The sequence below is a fragment of the Pseudomonas sp. UME65 genome, from assembly GCF_014170225.1.
GTDB classification, from domain to species: Bacteria; Pseudomonadota; Gammaproteobacteria; order Pseudomonadales; family Pseudomonadaceae; genus Aquipseudomonas; species Aquipseudomonas protegens.
On the sequence record NZ_LZZQ01000016.1, the window covers coordinates 834,799 to 852,365 of the forward strand.

The window sequence follows — 17,567 nt, forward strand, 5'->3', positions numbered from 1 at the left end:
CATTGATAGAGGCCGTCGATCACGCAGTCGGCCATTGCGATTGGACAGCCCCACAGCGCGCTCCTACTCTTCACTCGCCGCGTAATCGCCCTGGCCTCAGCCCCCATGATTGTCCGCCCCAAGCCGAACCTGATCGGCATCCTCTTCGCCCTCAAGGGCTCGATTGCCAAGCGCATTGCCCTGCGCTGCGTACTGGTCACACTGCTGGCCTCGGTGATCGTGCTGGTGGAAACCCTGCAACCGAGCTATTTCTCCAAGGTCAACGCCACGCCCTTCACCCTGCTGGGGCTGTCGCTGTCGATCTTCATGAGTTTTCGCAACAACGCCTGCTACGACCGCTGGTGGGAAGGCCGCAAGCAATTGGGGCAGTTGATCATCGAGGTGCGTTCGCTGATCCGTGAAAGCCTGATCATCGACGGCCACCCCGAGCGCGAGGGCATGCTGCGCGACCTGTGCGGCTTTGCCCACAGCCTGATCGCCCGCCTGCGCCATGAAGACGAGGCCGCCGCCCTGCGCCCCTGGGCCCAGGCCAGCCTCGACCCCGGCCACCCGAACCTCACCGACGCGCAGTTGCAACGCATCGGCCAGCGCTGCTCGCAGTGGGCCCAGCAGGGGCTGATCAGCGAATGGCGCTACACCCAACTGGAAACCCGGCTGGTCAGCCTGAGCCTGGTGCAGGCCGCCTGCGAGCGGATCCAGAACACCCCGCTGCCCTTCCCCTACACCCTGCTGCTGCACCGCACCATCTACCTGTTCTGCATCCTCCTGCCGTTCGCCATGGCCGAGCCCCTGGGCTGGCTGACGCCGATCTTCACCGCCATTGTCAGCTACACCTTCCTGGGCCTGGACGAGATCGGCGACGACCTCGAAGACCCTTTCGGCTATGACGACAACGACCTGCCGTGCAGCGCTCTATTGCGCGGCCTGGAGCGCGAAGTCCTGGCGGCGCTGGGGCAAACCGAGCTGCCGCCGCTGCTGGAGCCGCAGGAGTACGTGCTGACCTGAACCGGGGTTTGACTCAAGCCGGTTCCTGACCGAAGCTTGCGCCTTCCAAAAGTCGCCAGCTTCCGGATTCCTGCATGTCCCAGCCCCGCCGCTACCTGCTGATCAGCCTGCTTACCGTCGTCGTCCTGGCCCTGGCCTGGAGCTTTCTGCGCAGCAGCCCGCCGCAGGTTCCCGAGGCCATCAAGCATGGCTACAGCGCGGCACTGGAAAAAGCCCGCAACGGCCAGCCTGGCGCGGCGCGCGTGCTCTACCAGCAGTTGGGCCGGCCCGACCTCGACGACCAGCAGCGCATCCGCTTGCTGGCAGTGCTGGCCAACTACCCCAGCCCCCAGGCACTGAAACTGGCGGACGCTGACCTCTATCACCCTTCTGCCGAGGTGCGCAAAGCGGCGATCAAGAGCGTGCTCGGCCTGGTGCCCAGCGGCCAGCGCAGCCTGCTGCTGGGGCCGTTGCTGGACGATCACGAACAGAGCGTGCGCTTCGCCGCGGTGGACGCCCTGCTGGGCCTGAGCCCCGACGACCAGGGCCTGTACTTCGGCCCGTTGCAGCAGGTGATCGACGAATACACCCAAGTGCTCAAGACCCGCGGCGACAACGTCGAGGCCCAGTACCAGCTGGCTCGCCTGTACCTGCACAATGCCGACCTGATCAAGGCCCAGCAGACCCTGGAACAGGCCCTGCGCCTGGCCCCGGACAACCTGCAGGCAGTGGTGCTGCAGATCGAAGTGCTGGACAAGCAGGGCCAGAGCGATGCCGCCCGCCAATTGCTGGCCAAGCAGTTGCAGGCACAGCAGGATTCGGCCTACCTGCAACATGCCCTGGGGCTCTGGCTGCTGCACCATGGCCAGGGCGAGTTCGCCCTGCTCGGCTTGTCCCGGGCGGTGGAACTGGAGCCTAACAACGCCGCCTACCGCTACGACCTGGCCACCACCCTGCACAGCGAACAGGAGCTGGAAGCGGCGCAGAAGCAACTGGAGGAAATCGTCCAGCGCCAGCCCTACAACCGCAAGGCGCGGGTGCTGCTGATCAGCTACTGGAAGGAAAGCGGCCAGTTGCAGAACGTCCAGGTCCTGCTGGCCCAGCTGGAACAGCAGAACCCCGACGACCCGGCCCTGCAGCAGGGCCTGTAGCCGCCCCCCGGGCCTTGCCTCGCGATCCCCAGCCGCACCTTTGGCACCCTTGCCCCCCTGCGCCTGCTGTGCTCAGCAGCGGCTCCACGGCGACAAAAGGTTGAACCGTGCCAGCGGCAGGCGGTCAAGTGATTTATCAGCGATATCAAGGTGCTCGACGCCGTCGCCGATCACTTGGACCTATTTGCGAGGGCATTGTTTGTCGACCTCATCTGCGTTGCTCAGCGAAAAAGCCGCCACCGGCATCGAAGGCCTGGACGATATCCTCTCCGGCGGATTGTCACGTAGCCATGTGTTCCTGCTGGAAGGCGAACCCGGTACCGGCAAGACCACCGTGGCATTGCATTTTCTGCGGGCCGGCGCCGCCGCCGGCGAGCGCTGCCTGTACATCACCCTTTCGGAAACCGAGCGCGAGTTGCGCCAGGGCGCGCAATCCCACGGCTGGCAACTGGATGAGAACATCCACATCTTCGAGCTGATCCCGCCGGAAAGCCTGCTCAACGCCGAGCACCAGCAAAGCCTGCTGTACTCCTCGGACCTGGAGCTGGGGGAAGCCACGCGGCAGATCTTCGAAGTGGTGGAGCGGGTCAAGCCGACCCGGGTGGTGCTCGACAGCCTTTCGGAAATCCGCCTGCTGGCGCAAAGCTCCCTGCGCTACCGGCGGCAGATCCTGGCGATCAAGCACTACTTCGTGCGCTATGACGCTACGGTCCTGCTGCTGGACGACCTGACCACCGAATCCCTGGACAAGACCGTGCACAGCGTGGCCCATGGGGTGATCCGCCTGGAAGAACTGACCCCCAGCTACGGCGCCGAACGCCGGCGCATCCGGGTGGTGAAATACCGCGGCCAGAAGTACCGCGGCGGCTTCCATGACTTCACCATCATGGGCGACGGGGTCCAGGTGTTTCCGCGCCTGGTGGCCGCCGAGCACCGCGGTCAATACCAGCGCCTGACCCTGACCAGCGGCATCACCGAGATGGACGCGCTGCTGGGGGGCGGCATCGAGACCGGCTCCAGCACCCTGATCCTCGGCCCCGCCGGCACCGGCAAATCGCTGATCTCGATGATCTTCGCCGCGGCCGCCGTAGCCAGGGGAGAGAAAGCCGCGCTGTTCATCTTCGACGAGGAACTGGGGCTGCTGTTCGAGCGCATGCGCAACATGGGCATCGACCTCAAGGCGCTGCAGGACAGCGGTAACCTGATCATCGAACAGGTGGACGCCGCCGAGCTCTCGCCGGGGGAGCTGTCCCACCGGGTGCGACGCTGCGTCGACCAGGAGCGGATCAAGACCGTGGTGATCGACAGCATCAACGGCTACCAGGCAGCGATGCCCGAGGAAAACGCCCTGGTGCTGCACATGCACGAATTGCTGCTGTACCTCAACCGCCAGGGCGCCGCCACTTTCATGACCGTGGCCCAGCATGGCCTGGTGGGCGACATGCAGGCCCCGGTGGACATCACCTACCTGGCCGACACCGTAATCCTGCTGCGTTACTTCGAGGCCCTGGGCAAGGTGCGCCGGGCCATTTCCATCATCAAGAAACGCACCGGCAGCCACGAGTCGACCATTCGTGAATACCGCATTAGCGCTCGTGGCCTGACCATAGGCGAGCCCCTGGAAGCCTTCCAGGGCGTGCTGCGGGGCGTACCCACCTACCTGGGCGAGAGCAAACCCCTGCTCAGGGATGAGGGCCAATGAGCCCCGACCTCGACTTTTCCGAACGGGCTCTGGTGCTCACGCCCCACGGGCGTGACAGCCAACTGGCGCAGATGATGCTCAAGGAGGCCGGCTTCAGCAGCCTGATCACCCCGCACCTGCCCGCCCTGTGCGAGCAGCTGGAGCACGGCGCCGGGCTGGTGATCATCGCCGCCGAAGCCTTGCGCGGGGTCGACCTGGAGCCCCTGCTGCGCCACCTGGAACAGCAACCGGCGTGGTCGGACCTGCCCATCGTGCTGCTGACCCAGCACGGCGGCCCCGAGCAGAACCCGGCATCGCGCTTCAGCGAGCCCCTGGGCAACGTCAGCTTTCTGGAACGGCCCTTCCACCCGGCGACCCTGATCAGCCTGGTCAGCGCCGCCCTGCGGGGCAGGCGCCGGCAGTACGACGCCCGCGACCGGCTGATCGACCTGAGCCAGAGCGAACTGCGCCTGCAACGCACCCTGGAGACCCTGGAACAGCAGGTGGAAGAACGCACCGCACAACTGCGGCACAACGAAGAAGCCCTGCGCCAGTCACAGAAGATGGAGGCCGTGGGGCAACTCACCGGCGGCATCGCCCACGACTTCAACAACATGCTCACCGGCATCATCGGCAGCCTGGAGCTGTTGCGCCGGCGCCTGGCCCGGGGCCGCACCGAGGACCTGGACAGCCTGATCGACCTGGGGGTGACCTCGGCCAACCGCGCCGCCGGCCTGACCCACCGCCTGCTGGCCTTCTCCAGGCGCCAGTCGCTGGACTCCAAGCCGGTGGAGATGAACGCCCTGGTGACCTCCATGGGCGAGCTGCTGCAACGCAGCCTCAGCGAAAGCATCGAGCTGGACATGCGCCTGGACCCGCAGCTATGGGTGGCCGAAGCCGACCCCAACCAACTGGAAAGCGCCCTGCTCAACCTGGTGCTCAACGCCCGGGACGCCATGCCCAACGGCGGCCGGCTGCTGGTGGAAACCCTCAACCAGCGCCTGGCCCCGGACTTCGCCCAGGCCCACGACAACCTCAAGCCGGGGGACTACGTGCTGCTGCGAGTCAGCGACAACGGCTGCGGCATGCCCGAGGCGATCATCAACCGCGTGTTCGATCCGTTCTTCACCACCAAGCCCATCGGCCAGGGCACAGGGCTGGGGCTGTCGATGATCTACGGCTTCAGCAAGCAGTCCCGCGGCCATGTGACCCTCAACAGCACCCTGGGCCGAGGTACCGAGGTCAGCCTGTACCTGCCGCGTTTTGTCGGCGACCTGGAGCAGGCCGAACACCCTCTGGTGCAACAACCGCCCAATGCGCAGAACGGTGAAACCGTGCTGATCGTCGAGGACGACCCGGCGGTGCGGGTGCTGGTCTGTGCGGTGCTCAGCGAACTGGGCTACGCCTTTGTCGAAGCCGGCGATGCCCGCAGCGCCATGCCGATCCTCGACTCGGCGCAGCGCATCGACCTGCTGATCAGCGATGTCGGGCTGCCGGGCATGAATGGCCGGCAACTGGCGGAAATCGGGCGGCAGATCCGCCCGGAGCTCAAGGTCCTGTTCATCACCGGCTACGCCGAGCACGCGGCGGCCCGTGGTGGCTTTCTCGAACCCGGCATGCAACTGATCACCAAGCCGTTCACCTTTGACCTGCTGACCGCCAAGGTGCGGGAAATGATCCGCGACTGATAGCCGGGCTTCAGGCCAGCAATTGCTGGATCTGTTCCTGCAGGCTGTTGAGGTCGAAGGGCTTGGCCAGGATCGGCGCCTTGCGGGTGATGGGGCTGCCGCATTCGAGGATTTCGTTGGGGTAGCCGCTGATGAAAATCACCTTCAGATCCGGACGCAGCTTCACGGCGGGCTCGGCGATCATCACCCCGGTGATCCCGCCCGGCAGGCGGTAATCGGTGATCATCACGTCCAGGTGCGGCTTGCTGGCGAGAATCTCGAACGCCTGCTCGCCATTCTCGGCCTGCAGCACCCGGTATCCCAGGCCCGACAGGTAGTCGGCCAGAAGCATCAGGATCACTGGTTCATCTTCGACGATCAGTACGACGTCTTGTGCATCTTCACTCATGGAAAACCTTTGCTCGGTCAATTGCTGCTGTTACGACCATTGGGTCACGCAGAGGTTGCGTGCGCGTTACGCTTTTAATGATTCACCGGCCAACGGGCCTCTACAGGGGCAGGCTCACGCGAAACAGCGCGCCCTCGCCGATCCGGCTCTCGACACTGATGGCACCACCATGGGCGGTGACGATCTGCTCGGAAATGAACAGCCCCAGGCCCAGCCCCGCCGCCACGTGGTTGGCACTGACCCGTTCGAACTGCTGAAAAATGCGCTTCTGGTTGTCTTCGCTGATACCGATGCCGTGGTCACGCACCTCGACCCGAGCCTCGCCGTCCTGGGCATAGACCCGCACTTCGATCGGGCTCTTGGCGCCGTAGCGCAGGGCGTTGGTCAGCAGGTTGGAAACCACCTGTTCGATGCGGAACTCGTCCCAGTTGCCCTCCAGGGGCTGCTCGGCCTGCAGGCTCAGGGACGACTGCGCCGCTTCCACCTGAGGCGCGAAGTTTTCCACCAGCCCGCGCACCAGCTGCGCCAGATCGAACCGCGAGGGGCGGATCGACAGCTTGCCGGTACGGATGCGCGAGATGTCCAGCATGTCCTCGATCAGGCGGATCAGGCTTTTGATCTGGCGCTCGTCGCGGTCGACCATGGCGTGCATCTTGTCCAGGCTGAAGGCCGCGGCGTTCTCCCGGGCCAGGTGCATCTTGCGCAGCTGGGTCTCGAGAATCAGGCCATTGAGCGGCGTGCGCACTTCGTGGGCGACGATGGACATGAAGTCATCGCGCATGCGCACCGCCTGCTCCAGCTCGTTCTGGGTGGCCTGGAGCTTCTGGAGCAGCGCTTCCTGCTCGCGCCGGCTCTGCTCCAGGGCCTCGACCTGCTGCTTCATGGCCTTGCTCTGGCGGTACAGGTCGACGAATACGTTGACCTTGCTCTTCACCGCGTGGATGTCCAGGGGCTTGTGCAGAAAGTCCACCGCCCCGCTCTCGTAGCCCTTGAAGGCGTAGTTGAGCTCGCGCCCGGCGGCGCTGACGAAGACGATGGGAATGTTCTTGGTCTTCTCGGTGCCGCGCATCAGCTCGGCCAGCTCGAAGCCGTTCATGCCGGGCATCTGCACATCGAGGATAGCCATGGCGAACTCATGCTGGAGCAGCAGCGACAAGGCTTCGTCAGCCGACAGCGCCTTGTACACCGTACGGTCCTCGCGCTTGATCAGCGCCTCCAGGGCCAGCAGGTTCTCCGGCAGATCGTCGACGATCAGCAGCTTGGCTTGAATATTACTTAACATGGGTTCCTTCCAGCTCGGCAAGCAGACGGCTGATGCCGCGCAAAGGGAGAATGTAGTCCGGTTGATGCAGGGCCAGGGCGGCGTCCGGCATGGTCGAGACATGGGCCTCATTGGGGTCCTGGACGATGGTCAGGCCACCCTGGCGCTTGACCTCGGCCAGGCCGCGGGCGCCATCCTGGTTGGCCCCGGTCAGGAGCACCGCGGCCAGGTTCCGGCCATAGGCATCGGCGGCGGACTCGAACAGGTAGTCGATGGCCGGGCGTGAGTGATGCAGGCGTTCTTCCTGGCTCAGCGACAGGCTGCGGTCCTGCTCCACCGACAGGTGATAGCCGGGCGCGGCGAAGTACAGGGTGCCAGGCACGATCTGCTCCTTGTCGTCGGCTTCCTTCACCGCCAGCGCCAGACGCCGGTCGAAGACTTCGGCCAGCTGGCTGCGGCGCTCGTCGGGCAGGTGCAGGACCACGATCACCGGCAGGCGGAAACCCTGGGCGAAACCGCTGAACAGCTTCAGCAAGGCTTCGACCCCACCCGCAGAGGCCCCTACCACGATCGCCTCGATCTGCGGCCAGAAACCCTGGCTGACAATCTCCTGGCTCATGTCTTGCGATAGATCCGTTCTTGTTTGACCAAGGGCTCGAAGTGCTTGCCATAGGCGGAGAAGTCCAGGGTTTCCTTGCTGCCCAGCACCAGGAAACCACGATGGCAGAGGGACTCGTGAAACAGTCCGAAGGCGCGATCCTGCAATTTTTTATTGAAATAAATCAATACGTTACGACAAGAAATTAATTGAGTTTCAGAGAATACACTGTCGGTCGCCAGGCTGTGGTCGGCGAAGGTCACGTTCTCGCGCAGGCTCTTGTCGAAGATCGCGTAGTCGTAGGCCGCGGTGTAGTAGTCGGCAAAGGAGCGCTGGCCGCCGGCCTGCTGGTAGTTGTGGGTGTAGGCCCGCACGTTCTCCAGGGAAAAGATGCCTTGCTTGGCCTTCTCCAGGGAGCTGGGGTTGATGTCGGTGGCATAGATGATGGTGCGCTCCAGCAGCCCCTCTTCGCGCAGCAGGATGGCCATGGAGTAGACCTCCTCCCCGGTGCTGCAGCCGGCGATCCAAATCTTGATCGAAGGATAGGTCTTGAGCAGCGGCACCACCTCCTGGCGGATCGCCAGAAAGTGCGACGGGTCGCGAAACATCTCGCTCACCGGAATGGTCAGGAACTGCAGCAACTGCATGAACGCGGTGGGGTCGTGCAGCACCCGTTCCTGCAACGCGGAAATGGTCTTGCATTCGAACTGGCGCAAAGCGTGGTTGACCCGGCGCTTGATCGAGGCACCTGAGTAGTCGCGGAAGTCGTAGCTGTACTTGAGGTAAATAGCTTCGATCAGCAAACGCAGTTCGATCTCGGTATTACGCTCCACTAAATTCTTTCCATCTTGGGTAGCCACACACGGATAAGGGAAAACAGCCGGTCCAGGTCAATGGGCTTGGCCAGGTAATCGTTGGAGCCGGCCTGCAGGCAGCGCTCCTGGTCATCCTTCATGGCCTTGGCGGTGACCGCGATGATCGGCAGCTTGCGCCAGCGCGGATCTTTGCGGATCTGCACCGTGGCTTCGAAACCGTCCATCTCCGGCATCATCACGTCCATCAGCACCAGGTCGATATCCTCGACTTCATTGAGCCTGGCAATGGCTTCATGGCCGTTACGGCCGATCACCACTACCGCGCCCTTGTGTTCCAGGGCGCTGGTCAGGGCGAAGATGTTGCGCACGTCATCATCCACCAGGAGGATCTTGCGGCCCTCGAAGACCTTGTCGCGGCTGCGGGCGGTCTTGAGCATCTTCTGCCGTTCATGGGACAGCTGGGATTCGACTTTGTGCAGAAAAAGCGTCACTTCATCCAGCAGGCGCTCCGGCGAGCGCGCGCCCTTGATGATGATCGAGCGCGAATACTTGCGCAGCTCGGCCTCTTCATCCCGGGTCAGGTTGCGCCCGGTGTAGACGATCACCGGCGGGAAGGAGCAGATATCCTCGGTGGACATGCGCTTGAGCAGGTCGTTGCCGAGCATGTCCGGCAGCTTGAGGTCGATGACCATGCAGTCGTAGACGTTCTCGCGCAGCAGGTCCAGGGCATCCTGGGCCAGGCCCACGGCGGTGATCTCGATGTCATCGTCGCCGATCAACCGGGCAATGCTGTCGCGTTGCAGGTCGTCGTCCTCCACCAGCAGCACGCGCTTGACCTTCTGCGTCAGCTTGGCTTCCAGGCGGGCGAAGACATCCTTGAGCTCCTCGCGGGTGGTGGGTTTCACCGCATAGCCCACGGCGCCCATGTGCATGGCCGCTTCCACCCGGTCTTCCACCGAAATCACGTGCACCGGGATGTGCCGGGTCTGGGCGTTCTCCTTGAGGCGCTGCAACACGGTCAGGCCGGAGTGGTCCGGCAGGCGCATGTCCAGCAGGATGGCGTCCGGGATGAACTGGGCAGCCAGGCTGTAGCCTTCGTCGGCGCCGTGGGCCACCAGGCAGTGGTAACCCAGCTCGTGGGCCAGGTCGAAGAGGATGTGGGCAAAGTTCGCCTCATCTTCCACCACCAGGATGCAACGACTGCTGAACGGCGCCTTGTCGCGGTCATCGGCGAAGCGCGGAATGTCCGCCCCCGGGGCCTCGGCCACCGGCTGCGGCAGGCTGGCAGGCTGAGGCGCGGCCACGGGCGCGACTGGGGCCGGCGGCGCCACCAGCGGCTCGGCGGCCTCCTGGTACTGCTCCGGCAGCACCAGGGTGAAGATACTGCCGCGGCCGGGTTCGCTGCTGACGCTGATGGAGCCGCCGAGCAGGGTCGCCAGATCCCGGGAGATCGACAGCCCCAGGCCGGTGCCGCCATAACGCCGGTTGGTGGTGCCGTCGGCCTGGCGGAAGGCCTCGAAGATGCTTTCCTGCTGATCCTGGGCAATGCCGATCCCCGAATCCTGCACGGCAAAGGCGATACCGGCCCCCGGCTGAGCGGACACCGTGAGGCTCACCTGGCCCTTCTCGGTGAACTTGACCGCATTGGACAGCAGGTTCTTGAGAATCTGCTCGACCCGCTGGCGGTCGGTGAACAGCATCTGCGGCGCTCCCGGTTGCAGCTCCACCTTGAATTCCAGGCCCTTGTCCTGGGTCAATGGCTGGAACAGGGTGCGCAGCCCGTCCACCAGGCGCGGCACGCTGGCGTTCTCCGGGCGCACTTCGAGCTTGCCGGCCTCGACCTTGGAGATGTCGAGGATGTCGTTGATCAGGTTCAGCAGGTCATTGCCCGCGGAATAGATCGACTCGGCGAACTTGACCTGCTCGGGGCTGAGGTTTTCCTGGGGGTTTTCCGCCAGCAGCTTGGCCAGGATCAGCGAGCTGTTGAGCGGCGTGCGCAGCTCGTGGGACATGTTGGCAAGGAACTCGGACTTGTACTTGCTGGAGCGCTGCAACTCTTCGGCGCGCTCCTCGAGCTGGGTCTGGGCCTCGTTGAGCTCGTTGTTCTTGCGGTCCATGGCGTCGCGCTGATCGGCCAGGATCTGCGCCTGCTCCGCCAGTTGCTCGTTGGTCTGCTCCAGCTCCACCTGCTGGGTTTCCAGGTGCACCTGGGATTCCTTGAGGATCCGCGACTGCTCTTCCAGCTCCTCGTTGGCGGTCTTGAGCTCTTCTTGCTGCACTTGCAGCTCTTCGTTGAGCTGCTGGGTCTCGGCCAGCACTTCCTGCAGGCGCTGGCGATAACGCGCGGCCTCGATGGAGGTGCCGATATTGCCGGCAATCAGTTCCAGCAGCTCGACGTCGCGCTCGCTCAAGGCCCGCAGGAAGCCCAGCTCGATCACCCCGTTGACCCGATCGTCGTCAAGGGTCGGCACCACCAGCACGCTGCGCGGCGAACCATCGCCCAGGCCAGAGCTGACCTTGAAGTAATCGGCGGGCACCTCGTCCAGACGGATCAGGCGCTTGTGCTGCGCGGCCTGCCCCACCAGCCCTTCATCACTGTACAGCGACTGTTCCTGGGCTTCCTGTTCCCGGGAGAAGCCATAGGACGCCACGCGCCTGAGGCCACCGTGCTCCTCGCGCACATAGAGCGCCGCCACCGGTGTGCCCAGGTACTGGGCGCAAAATTGGAGGATGTTGCGCCCCAGCAGGTTCAGGCTCAGCTGGCCGAGCATCTGCTCGGCCAGTTCGGTCTGGCCGTTGCGCAGCCAGGCCTGCTGCTCCAGGCGCTGGGCGCTCTTTTCCTGGGCTTCGAGGTTGTCGCTGTAGCTCTTGGACAGTGCCAGCAGGTCACGACGGCCGATGTAGGCCAGCAGCGCGCTGATGCCCACCACGAACAGCAGGTACAGCACCACGCTGAAAATGGTGGTGCGGGTAACGTTCTCGTTACGCTCCAGGCGCAACTGCTGCTCCATGGCCACCGCGTCGTCGTATTCCTTGCGGATCTCGTCAGTCAGGCGCTTGCCACGCCCGGCCTGCACCGCCCCGCGGTAATCACCGCTCTGGCGGCGCAGGTCGATCATGCCCTGGGCAAAGTTGTTCCACTCCACCTGCAGGGCTTCCAGGCGCTTGAGCCGGTCCACCTGCTGCGGGTTGTCCCCCACCAGCTCCTGCAAGCTGCGCAGTTCGCTGACGATGCGCGGCTTGGCCACTTCGTAGGGGTCCAGAAAGTGTTCGTCGCCAGTGATCAGGAAGCCGCGCATGCCGGTTTCCAGGTCGATGGTCAGGCGCGCCGACTCGTTGAGGTTGTTGATCACTCGGTCAGTGTGCTGCACCCACTGGATGACCGAGAGCAGGTAGGTGATCAGTGACACGAAAAAAACCGCGCTGAGTACACCGACACCCAGCGGCAGGCTGATGTTGCGGATCAGCAGCTTGCGGAAACTCTGCTCATCAACCGAAGACGGACGAATCATTTGATGGACCTTGGCGCTGGTGAAAAAAAACGAAGTTTGCCCCACATTCAGCCAGGACAGCTATTTTTTATAACCAAGGTAGCGCTCGCTTGCGATTTGTCCTGCCGTGGGACAAAGGAAGCGGTTATTCTTGCTGGCGCTTGTACAAGGGGATTTTTTTGTACAGCTTCGGGAACTTGTGGCAAGCCGGCACTTACTGATGCAAAGGGCTGCCTGCCGCACTGCCCCGCCGAATTCATTTCTTGAGAGTGTCCCTATGCCCGCCAGCGCCTCCACCATCCTAGTCGTCGAAGACGATGCCATCGTGCGCATGCTGATTGTCGATGTCCTTGAAGAACTGGAGTTCAGCGTGCTGGAGGCCGACGGCAGCGAAGCGGCCCTGAGCCTGCTGGAGGACGCCGGGCAACCTATCGACCTGCTGATGACCGATGTCGGCCTGCCCGGGATGAACGGCCGCGAGCTGGCGGAGCGTGCCCGCACCCTGCGGCCGCAGTTGCCGGTGCTGTTCGCCAGTGGTTACGCCGAGTCCATCGAGGTGCCGGCCGGCATGTCGGTCATCGGCAAGCCGTTCTCCATCGACCAACTGCGCGACAAGGTGCGCAGCATTCTCGGCTGAGGCCAGGCAGCCTGCTCGGGCGCTGACGCGCTGTGGTTTAATGGCGGCCTTTTTTACCCCCCCGCCTGCCAGGAATGCCCGCTCATGAGCCCCACTGCCGCAACCAAAGTCCTGATCATTGGTTACGTCTGGCCCGAACCCCGCTCCTCCGCCGCCAGCGGGCACATGATGCAGATCCTCCAGAGCTTCCTCGACCAGGGCTGGGAGCTGATCTTCAGCAGCCCGGCCAACGAGGGCGAACACAAGGAAGACCTGACGGCCCTGGGCATTCGTGAATGCCCGATCGAACTCAACAACGCCAGCTTTGACCGTTTCGTCGCCGAGCTGGCACCGGATATCGTGCTGTTCGACCAGTTCATGATGGAGGAACAATTCGGCTGGCGGGTGGAGCAGCATTGCCCGAATGCCCTGCGGGTGCTGGAGACCTCCGACCTGCAATGCCTGCGTCATGCCCGGCACCAGCGCCTCAAGGATGTTCTCAAGGAGGGCACCGAGGAAGACGACTTCAGCCCGCTGTTCGCCCAGGCGCCGGAGCAGGAATTCCAGCACATGGCCGTCACCGACCTGGCCAAGCGCGAGATCGCCGCCATCTATCGCTGCGACCTGAGCCTGATGATCTCCGAGGTGGAAATCGAGCTGCTGGTGCAGCAGTTCCACTTGCCGCCGGCCCTGCTGCACTGGTGCCCGCTGATGCTCGAGCAACTGCCGCAGGGCTTTGCTCCCTTCGAGCAGCGGGCGCACTTGCTGAGCATCGGCAACTTTCGCCATGCGCCGAACTGGGACGCCGTGCTGTGGATGAAGAACCGCGTATGGCCGCTGATCCGCCAGCAATTGCCCGGCGCGCAATTGCACCTGTACGGCGCCTACACCCCGCCCAAGGCCGCGGCGCTGCACAACCCGGCCCAGGGCTTTCACATCATGAACTGGGCCGAGGATGCGCTGCAGGTGATGAGTGCAGCGCGGATCTGCCTGGCGCCCCTGCGTTTCGGCGCCGGGATCAAGGGCAAGCTGCTCGATGCCATGCTTTGCGGCACGCCCAGCGTCACCACCCCGGTGGGCAGCGAATCCATGTCCCAGGACGGCCTGCCATGGCCAGGGGCGGTGGCTGAATCTGCCAGTGGCCTGGCGGCGGCCGCGGTGCGCCTCTATCAGGACCGGCAGCTGTGGGAGCAGGCCCAGGCGGATGGCCGGCAGTTGCTCGAAGCGCGCTACCGCCAGCAAGTCCACGGCCCGGCGCTGATCCAGCGCCTGCAACACTGCCGCCAGCACCTGGAGCAACTGCGCCGGGACAACTTCACTGGCGCCATGCTGCGTCACCACCATCACAAGAGCACCCAGTACATGGCGCAGTGGATCGAAGCGAAAAACCGCCCGGCCTCCTGACCCTTCTTCGCTGGCGCACTACCGGCGGTGCGCTTGCCGGCGAACAGGCCCTGGGATTTGCGCCGAACATGAGGCCGCCTTCGCTGGCAAGCCAGCTCCTGCAGCTGGCGTGATGTCGGCGGTGCCCTTGTAGGAGCCGGCTTGCCGGCGAACAGGGCGCCAACCCTGAGAACGCCTTCTCTGGTGCGCGAGCGGGCCACGAGGCATTATCAGCCGGGCCTACAACAAGAACAGGCCCGCGCCATGAGCCGACCCGGCAAGATCACCGACCCCTCCTATGAGTTGATGGACGACCACAACGGCCTGTCCATCATCTATCGCCAGCACGGCTTCCCCTGCCCTCTGGTGCGCTGGCATTTCCACAAGGAATACGAGCTGCACCTGATAGTCGCCAGCTCCGGCAAGGTGTTCATCGGCGATTACATCGGCAACTTCTACCCGCAGACGCTGTTTCTCACTGGCCCCAACCTGCCCCACAACTGGATCAGCCAGGTGGCCGAGGACGAAGTGGTGGCCAAGCGCGACATGCTGGTGAACTTCACCGATGAGCTGTTCGACAGTGGCAGCCAGGTGTTCGCCGAGCTGAAGAACCTCAGCCCGCTGCTGGAGCGGGCGCAGTACGGCATCGAGTTCCGCTGCCCGCAAACCATCGCCCAGGCCCTGCCACTGATGCAGCGCATCGCCGACTCCAGCGGCATCACCCGCCTTGGCCACTTCCTCATCCTCATGGAGCTGCTGGCGGCCTGCGACGACTACCAGTTGCTGTCCGGCGCCACCAGCGTGCAACTGGCGGACGAACACAGCGTCGACCGCACCAACCGCGCGGTGGACTACATCTTTGCCCACTACGCCCGGGAGTTGCCCCTGGAGGAAGTGGCCGACTACCTGGGCATGAAGCCCAGCTATTTTTCCCGGGTGTTCAAGCAGGCCACGGGGCGCTGCTTCGTCGAGTTCGTCAACCGGCTGCGCATCAGCAAGTCCTGTGAACTGCTGGCCGACGGCGACAAACCGGTGACCGACGTGTGCTTCGAGTCGGGCTTCAACAACATTTCCAACTTCAACCGGCGCTTCCAGCAGCTCAAGGGTATGACCCCCTCCCACTACCGCCGCCTGGCGGTGCAACGCCTGACCGAACAGAACCTCGGCTGAGTACCCACGCTCGGCGCAGGTCTCAAGGGCCTGTTCGCCGGCAAGCCGGCTCCTACAAAAGCCCCCCAATATCACGCCAGCTGTAGGAGCTGGCTTGCCAGCGCAAGCGCCCCCACGCCCGGCGCAGGGAACAATCGCCCCCCCCAGAGCCAACAAACCGGTCTAGGCTTGGTAAACGAGACCCGTTCAGCTTCCGTTCAGCAGTTGTCAATAATCTTCATTTAGCAATGAGTATCATTATGTTACAAATTACCCCCTAGCCTATTTGCCCACCGGTGCTGAATGCTCGTTCCATTTCTGATCATGTTGCGCGAAGGGATTGAAGCCGCGCTTATCGTTGGCATCATCGCCAGCTACCTGAAACAGACTGGCCGTGGCCAGTGGATGCCCGCCGTGTGGATCGGGGTTTTCCTCGCCGCGGCCCTGGCCCTGCTGGTGGGCGGCGGCCTGGAACTGATGAGCGCCGAATTCCCGCAGAAGCAGCAGGAACTCTTCGAAGGCATCGTCGGCCTGGTGGCCGTGGGCATCCTCAGTTCCATGGTGTTCTGGATGCGCAAGGTGGCGCGTTCGATCAAGCATTCCCTGCATGTCTCCCTGGACCACGCCCTGGCCGGCTCCAAGCACCAGGTCACGGCGCTGATCGCCATGGTGTTCTTCGCCGTGGCCCGCGAAGGCCTGGAAACCGTGTTCTTCCTGCTGGCGGTGTTCCAGCAGAGCGAAGGCCCGGGCGCGCCCATAGGCGCCCTGCTGGGCCTGATCTCAGCGATCATCGTCGGCTTCCTGATCTACACCGGCAGCATGCGCCTGAACCTTGGCGCCTTCTTTCGCTGGACCGGGCTGTTCATCCTGGTGGTGGCCGCCGGCATCCTCGCCAATTCGGTGCAGGCCCTGCATGAAGCCGGGGTCTGGAACCACCTGCAGACCGTACTCTTCGACTTCAGCGCCAGCCTGCCCATGGATGGCCCGGTGGGTTCGGTACTGGCCGGCATGTTCGGCTACCAGGACGCCCCCACCATCAGCACCCTCGGCGCCTATGTGCTGTACCTGGCCGTGACCCTGGTGCTGTTCTTCCTGCCCGGCGGCGCCCCAGCCAAGGCGCCCGGCTCAACGTCTTCCGTTTCCAGTCAGTAAGGCTCCCCATGACCCAGCAAGCCTCTCCCCAGGCCTCGCCTCCCCGCGCTCTGCGCTGGGCGGTTGCCGGTTCGGTGATCGTCATGATCGCCGCCGGCGGGCTGTTCTACTACGCCTCGCAACTGGCCGCCAGCAAGCGCCAGGCCCACCAGGGCGAGATCACCGTGACCATCCACCCCAAGAGTTGTGAACCCAACGCGCTGACAGTCCCGGCCGGGCGCGCCAGCTTCCGCATCGTCAACCGTTCGGATCGCGCCGTGGAGTGGGAAATTCTCGACGGCGTGCTGGTGGTGGAGGAACGGGAAAACATCGCCCCGGGCCTGAGCCAGGTGATCAACGCCAACCTGCAGCCAGGGGACTACGCCATCACCTGCGGGCTTTTGAGCAACCCCCGCGGCACCCTGCACGTGACCCCGACCGCCGAGTCCGACGCCCAGGCCAAGGCGCGGCCGTCGATGGTGGCCTTTATCGGCCCGCTGTCGGAGTTCCGGGTCTACCTCAGCACCCAGGGCAGTGCCCTGGTCAAGGCAGTGAACGCCTTGCAGCAGGCCATAGACGCCGGCGACCTGAAACAGGCCCAGGCGCTGTACCTGCCAGCCCGCGCAGCCTATCAGCGCCTGGCCCCGGCGGCCCAGCGCCTGGCCGAGCTGGACAACACCATCAACGCCCGTGCCGATTATTTCGAACAGCGCGAACAGGATCCGGGCTTCAGCGGTTTCCACCGCCTGGAATACGGCCTGTTCCAGAAAAATGACCTGGCAGGCCTGGCTCCCGTAGCTCAGCGCCTGTCCAGCGACGTGGTCAGCCTCAAGGAACAGTTGCTGGCCCAGACCCTGCCACCGGAGCAATTGGTAAGCATCGTCGCGCGCAACATGCGCAGCCTGGCCGACCTGCGGGCCAGCAGCGGTGAAGAGGAACGCTACAGCCACAGCGACCTCAACGGCTTTGCCGCCAACCTGGAAACCACCCGCAAGGTCATCGACCTGCTGCGGCCGCTGCTGGCCAAGTCCGCGGCCCAATTGCTACCCCAGGTGGACAGCGCCGCCGATGCCCTGGCCACTCGCCTGGCCAGCCTGCGCGACGGCTTCGGCTATGTGGCCTACGACCAGGTCGACGCCCGGCAGCGCAAAGAGATCGCCGACAAAGCCAAGGCCCTGGCCGACGCCCTCGACGCTATTGATCCCGCACTTGGCCTTTCCGGCCTGTAACA

Annotated in this window: 14 protein-coding genes; 9 read left to right on the forward strand and 5 right to left on the reverse strand. The window is 64.2% G+C overall.

Going from position 1 to position 17,567, the window contains the following annotated elements:
* Nucleotides 1-105 precede the first annotated feature (105 nt).
* From A9971_RS28965 to A9971_RS28980, 4 genes are all read left to right on the forward strand, one after another.
* Entirely contained in the window at nucleotides 106-1,005 is a 900-nt protein-coding gene (locus A9971_RS28965; RefSeq protein ID WP_011061526.1) for a bestrophin family protein, read from the forward strand.
* Nucleotides 1,006-1,079: 74 nt separating this feature from the next.
* Nucleotides 1,080-2,135, forward strand: coding sequence for a tetratricopeptide repeat protein (locus tag A9971_RS28970; RefSeq protein ID WP_011061527.1), 1,056 nt, complete (start codon nucleotides 1,080-1,082; stop codon nucleotides 2,133-2,135).
* Between the two features lie 199 nt (nucleotides 2,136-2,334).
* Nucleotides 2,335-3,837, forward strand: a complete 1,503-nt coding sequence (locus A9971_RS28975) for an ATPase domain-containing protein (protein ID WP_183000332.1) — start codon at nucleotides 2,335-2,337, stop codon at nucleotides 3,835-3,837.
* Nucleotides 3,834-5,504 carry an ATP-binding protein gene (locus tag A9971_RS28980; protein WP_183000333.1) on the forward strand — a complete coding sequence of 557 codons (1,671 nt, stop codon included), beginning with the start codon at nucleotides 3,834-3,836 and terminating at the stop codon, nucleotides 5,502-5,504. The genes A9971_RS28975 and A9971_RS28980 overlap by 4 nt, the downstream gene beginning before the upstream one ends.
* A 10-nt stretch (nucleotides 5,505-5,514) precedes the next feature.
* Here A9971_RS28980 and A9971_RS28985 read toward each other — a convergent pair whose 3' ends face one another.
* From A9971_RS28985 to A9971_RS29005, 5 genes are all read right to left on the reverse strand, one after another.
* Nucleotides 5,515-5,892: a response regulator gene (locus A9971_RS28985; protein ID WP_011061530.1), complete on the reverse strand. Its 378-nt coding sequence runs from the start codon at nucleotides 5,890-5,892 to the stop codon at nucleotides 5,515-5,517.
* Between the two features lie 100 nt (nucleotides 5,893-5,992).
* Nucleotides 5,993-7,174 carry a hybrid sensor histidine kinase/response regulator gene (locus tag A9971_RS28990; RefSeq protein ID WP_011061531.1) on the reverse strand — a complete coding sequence of 394 codons (1,182 nt, stop codon included), beginning with the start codon at nucleotides 7,172-7,174 and terminating at the stop codon, nucleotides 5,993-5,995.
* Nucleotides 7,164-7,772, reverse strand: a complete 609-nt coding sequence (locus A9971_RS28995; protein WP_011061532.1) for a chemotaxis protein CheB — start codon at nucleotides 7,770-7,772, stop codon at nucleotides 7,164-7,166. Before A9971_RS28995 ends, A9971_RS28990 begins: the two co-directional genes overlap by 11 nt.
* Nucleotides 7,769-8,584 (reverse strand): protein-glutamate O-methyltransferase CheR, encoded by an 816-nt coding sequence (locus A9971_RS29000; protein ID WP_011061533.1) that lies wholly within the window; start codon nucleotides 8,582-8,584, stop codon nucleotides 7,769-7,771. The genes A9971_RS28995 and A9971_RS29000 overlap by 4 nt, the downstream gene beginning before the upstream one ends.
* Nucleotides 8,584-12,078 (reverse strand): response regulator, encoded by a 3,495-nt coding sequence (locus A9971_RS29005; protein WP_183000334.1) that lies wholly within the window; start codon nucleotides 12,076-12,078, stop codon nucleotides 8,584-8,586. Before A9971_RS29005 ends, A9971_RS29000 begins: the two co-directional genes overlap by 1 nt.
* 256 nt (nucleotides 12,079-12,334) lie before the next feature.
* Here A9971_RS29005 and A9971_RS29010 point away from each other — a divergent pair, with 256 nt between their 5' ends.
* From A9971_RS29010 to efeO, 5 genes are all read left to right on the forward strand, one after another.
* Complete coding sequence (locus A9971_RS29010) at nucleotides 12,335-12,694, forward strand: response regulator (RefSeq protein ID WP_041118434.1); 360 nt, start codon at nucleotides 12,335-12,337, stop codon at nucleotides 12,692-12,694.
* Nucleotides 12,695-12,778: 84 nt separating this feature from the next.
* The gene (locus A9971_RS29015) at nucleotides 12,779-14,077 is read left to right on the forward strand and encodes a glycosyltransferase (RefSeq protein ID WP_077934202.1); all 1,299 of its coding nucleotides are present in this window, start codon (nucleotides 12,779-12,781) and stop codon (nucleotides 14,075-14,077) included.
* A 243-nt stretch (nucleotides 14,078-14,320) separates the two neighbouring features.
* The gene (locus A9971_RS29020) at nucleotides 14,321-15,226 is read left to right on the forward strand and encodes an AraC family transcriptional regulator (protein ID WP_011061537.1); all 906 of its coding nucleotides are present in this window, start codon (nucleotides 14,321-14,323) and stop codon (nucleotides 15,224-15,226) included.
* Nucleotides 15,227-15,508: 282 nt separating this feature from the next.
* Nucleotides 15,509-16,357 (forward strand): iron uptake transporter permease EfeU, encoded by an 849-nt coding sequence (gene efeU, locus A9971_RS29025; protein ID WP_011061538.1) that lies wholly within the window; start codon nucleotides 15,509-15,511, stop codon nucleotides 16,355-16,357.
* Between the two features lie 8 nt (nucleotides 16,358-16,365).
* On the forward strand, nucleotides 16,366-17,565 hold the full coding sequence (efeO, locus tag A9971_RS29030) for an iron uptake system protein EfeO (RefSeq protein WP_041118440.1): 1,200 nt from the start codon (nucleotides 16,366-16,368) through the stop codon (nucleotides 17,563-17,565).
* The last annotated feature ends 2 nt before the right edge of the window (nucleotides 17,566-17,567 follow it).

Excerpts from the sequence above, each read along its gene's own strand:
- efeO (WP_041118440.1), top strand. The coding sequence starts at position 16,366 with ATGACCCAGCAAGCCTCTCCCCAGGCCTCGCCTCCCCGCGCTCTGCGC.
- A9971_RS28980 (WP_183000333.1), top strand. The coding sequence starts at position 3,834 with ATGAGCCCCGACCTCGACTTTTCCGAACGGGCTCTGGTGCTCACGCCC.
- A9971_RS29010 (WP_041118434.1), top strand. The coding sequence starts at position 12,335 with ATGCCCGCCAGCGCCTCCACCATCCTAGTCGTCGAAGACGATGCCATC.
- A9971_RS28965 (WP_011061526.1), top strand. The coding sequence starts at position 106 with ATGATTGTCCGCCCCAAGCCGAACCTGATCGGCATCCTCTTCGCCCTC.
- A9971_RS29020 (WP_011061537.1), top strand. The coding sequence starts at position 14,321 with ATGAGCCGACCCGGCAAGATCACCGACCCCTCCTATGAGTTGATGGAC.
- A9971_RS28995 (WP_011061532.1), bottom strand. The coding sequence starts at position 7,772 with ATGAGCCAGGAGATTGTCAGCCAGGGTTTCTGGCCGCAGATCGAGGCG.
- A9971_RS29015 (WP_077934202.1), top strand. The coding sequence starts at position 12,779 with ATGAGCCCCACTGCCGCAACCAAAGTCCTGATCATTGGTTACGTCTGG.
- A9971_RS29005 (WP_183000334.1), bottom strand. The coding sequence starts at position 12,078 with ATGATTCGTCCGTCTTCGGTTGATGAGCAGAGTTTCCGCAAGCTGCTG.
- A9971_RS28985 (WP_011061530.1), bottom strand. The coding sequence starts at position 5,892 with ATGAGTGAAGATGCACAAGACGTCGTACTGATCGTCGAAGATGAACCA.
- efeU (WP_011061538.1), top strand. The coding sequence starts at position 15,509 with ATGCTCGTTCCATTTCTGATCATGTTGCGCGAAGGGATTGAAGCCGCG.
- A9971_RS28990 (WP_011061531.1), bottom strand. The coding sequence starts at position 7,174 with ATGTTAAGTAATATTCAAGCCAAGCTGCTGATCGTCGACGATCTGCCG.
- A9971_RS28970 (WP_011061527.1), top strand. The coding sequence starts at position 1,080 with ATGTCCCAGCCCCGCCGCTACCTGCTGATCAGCCTGCTTACCGTCGTC.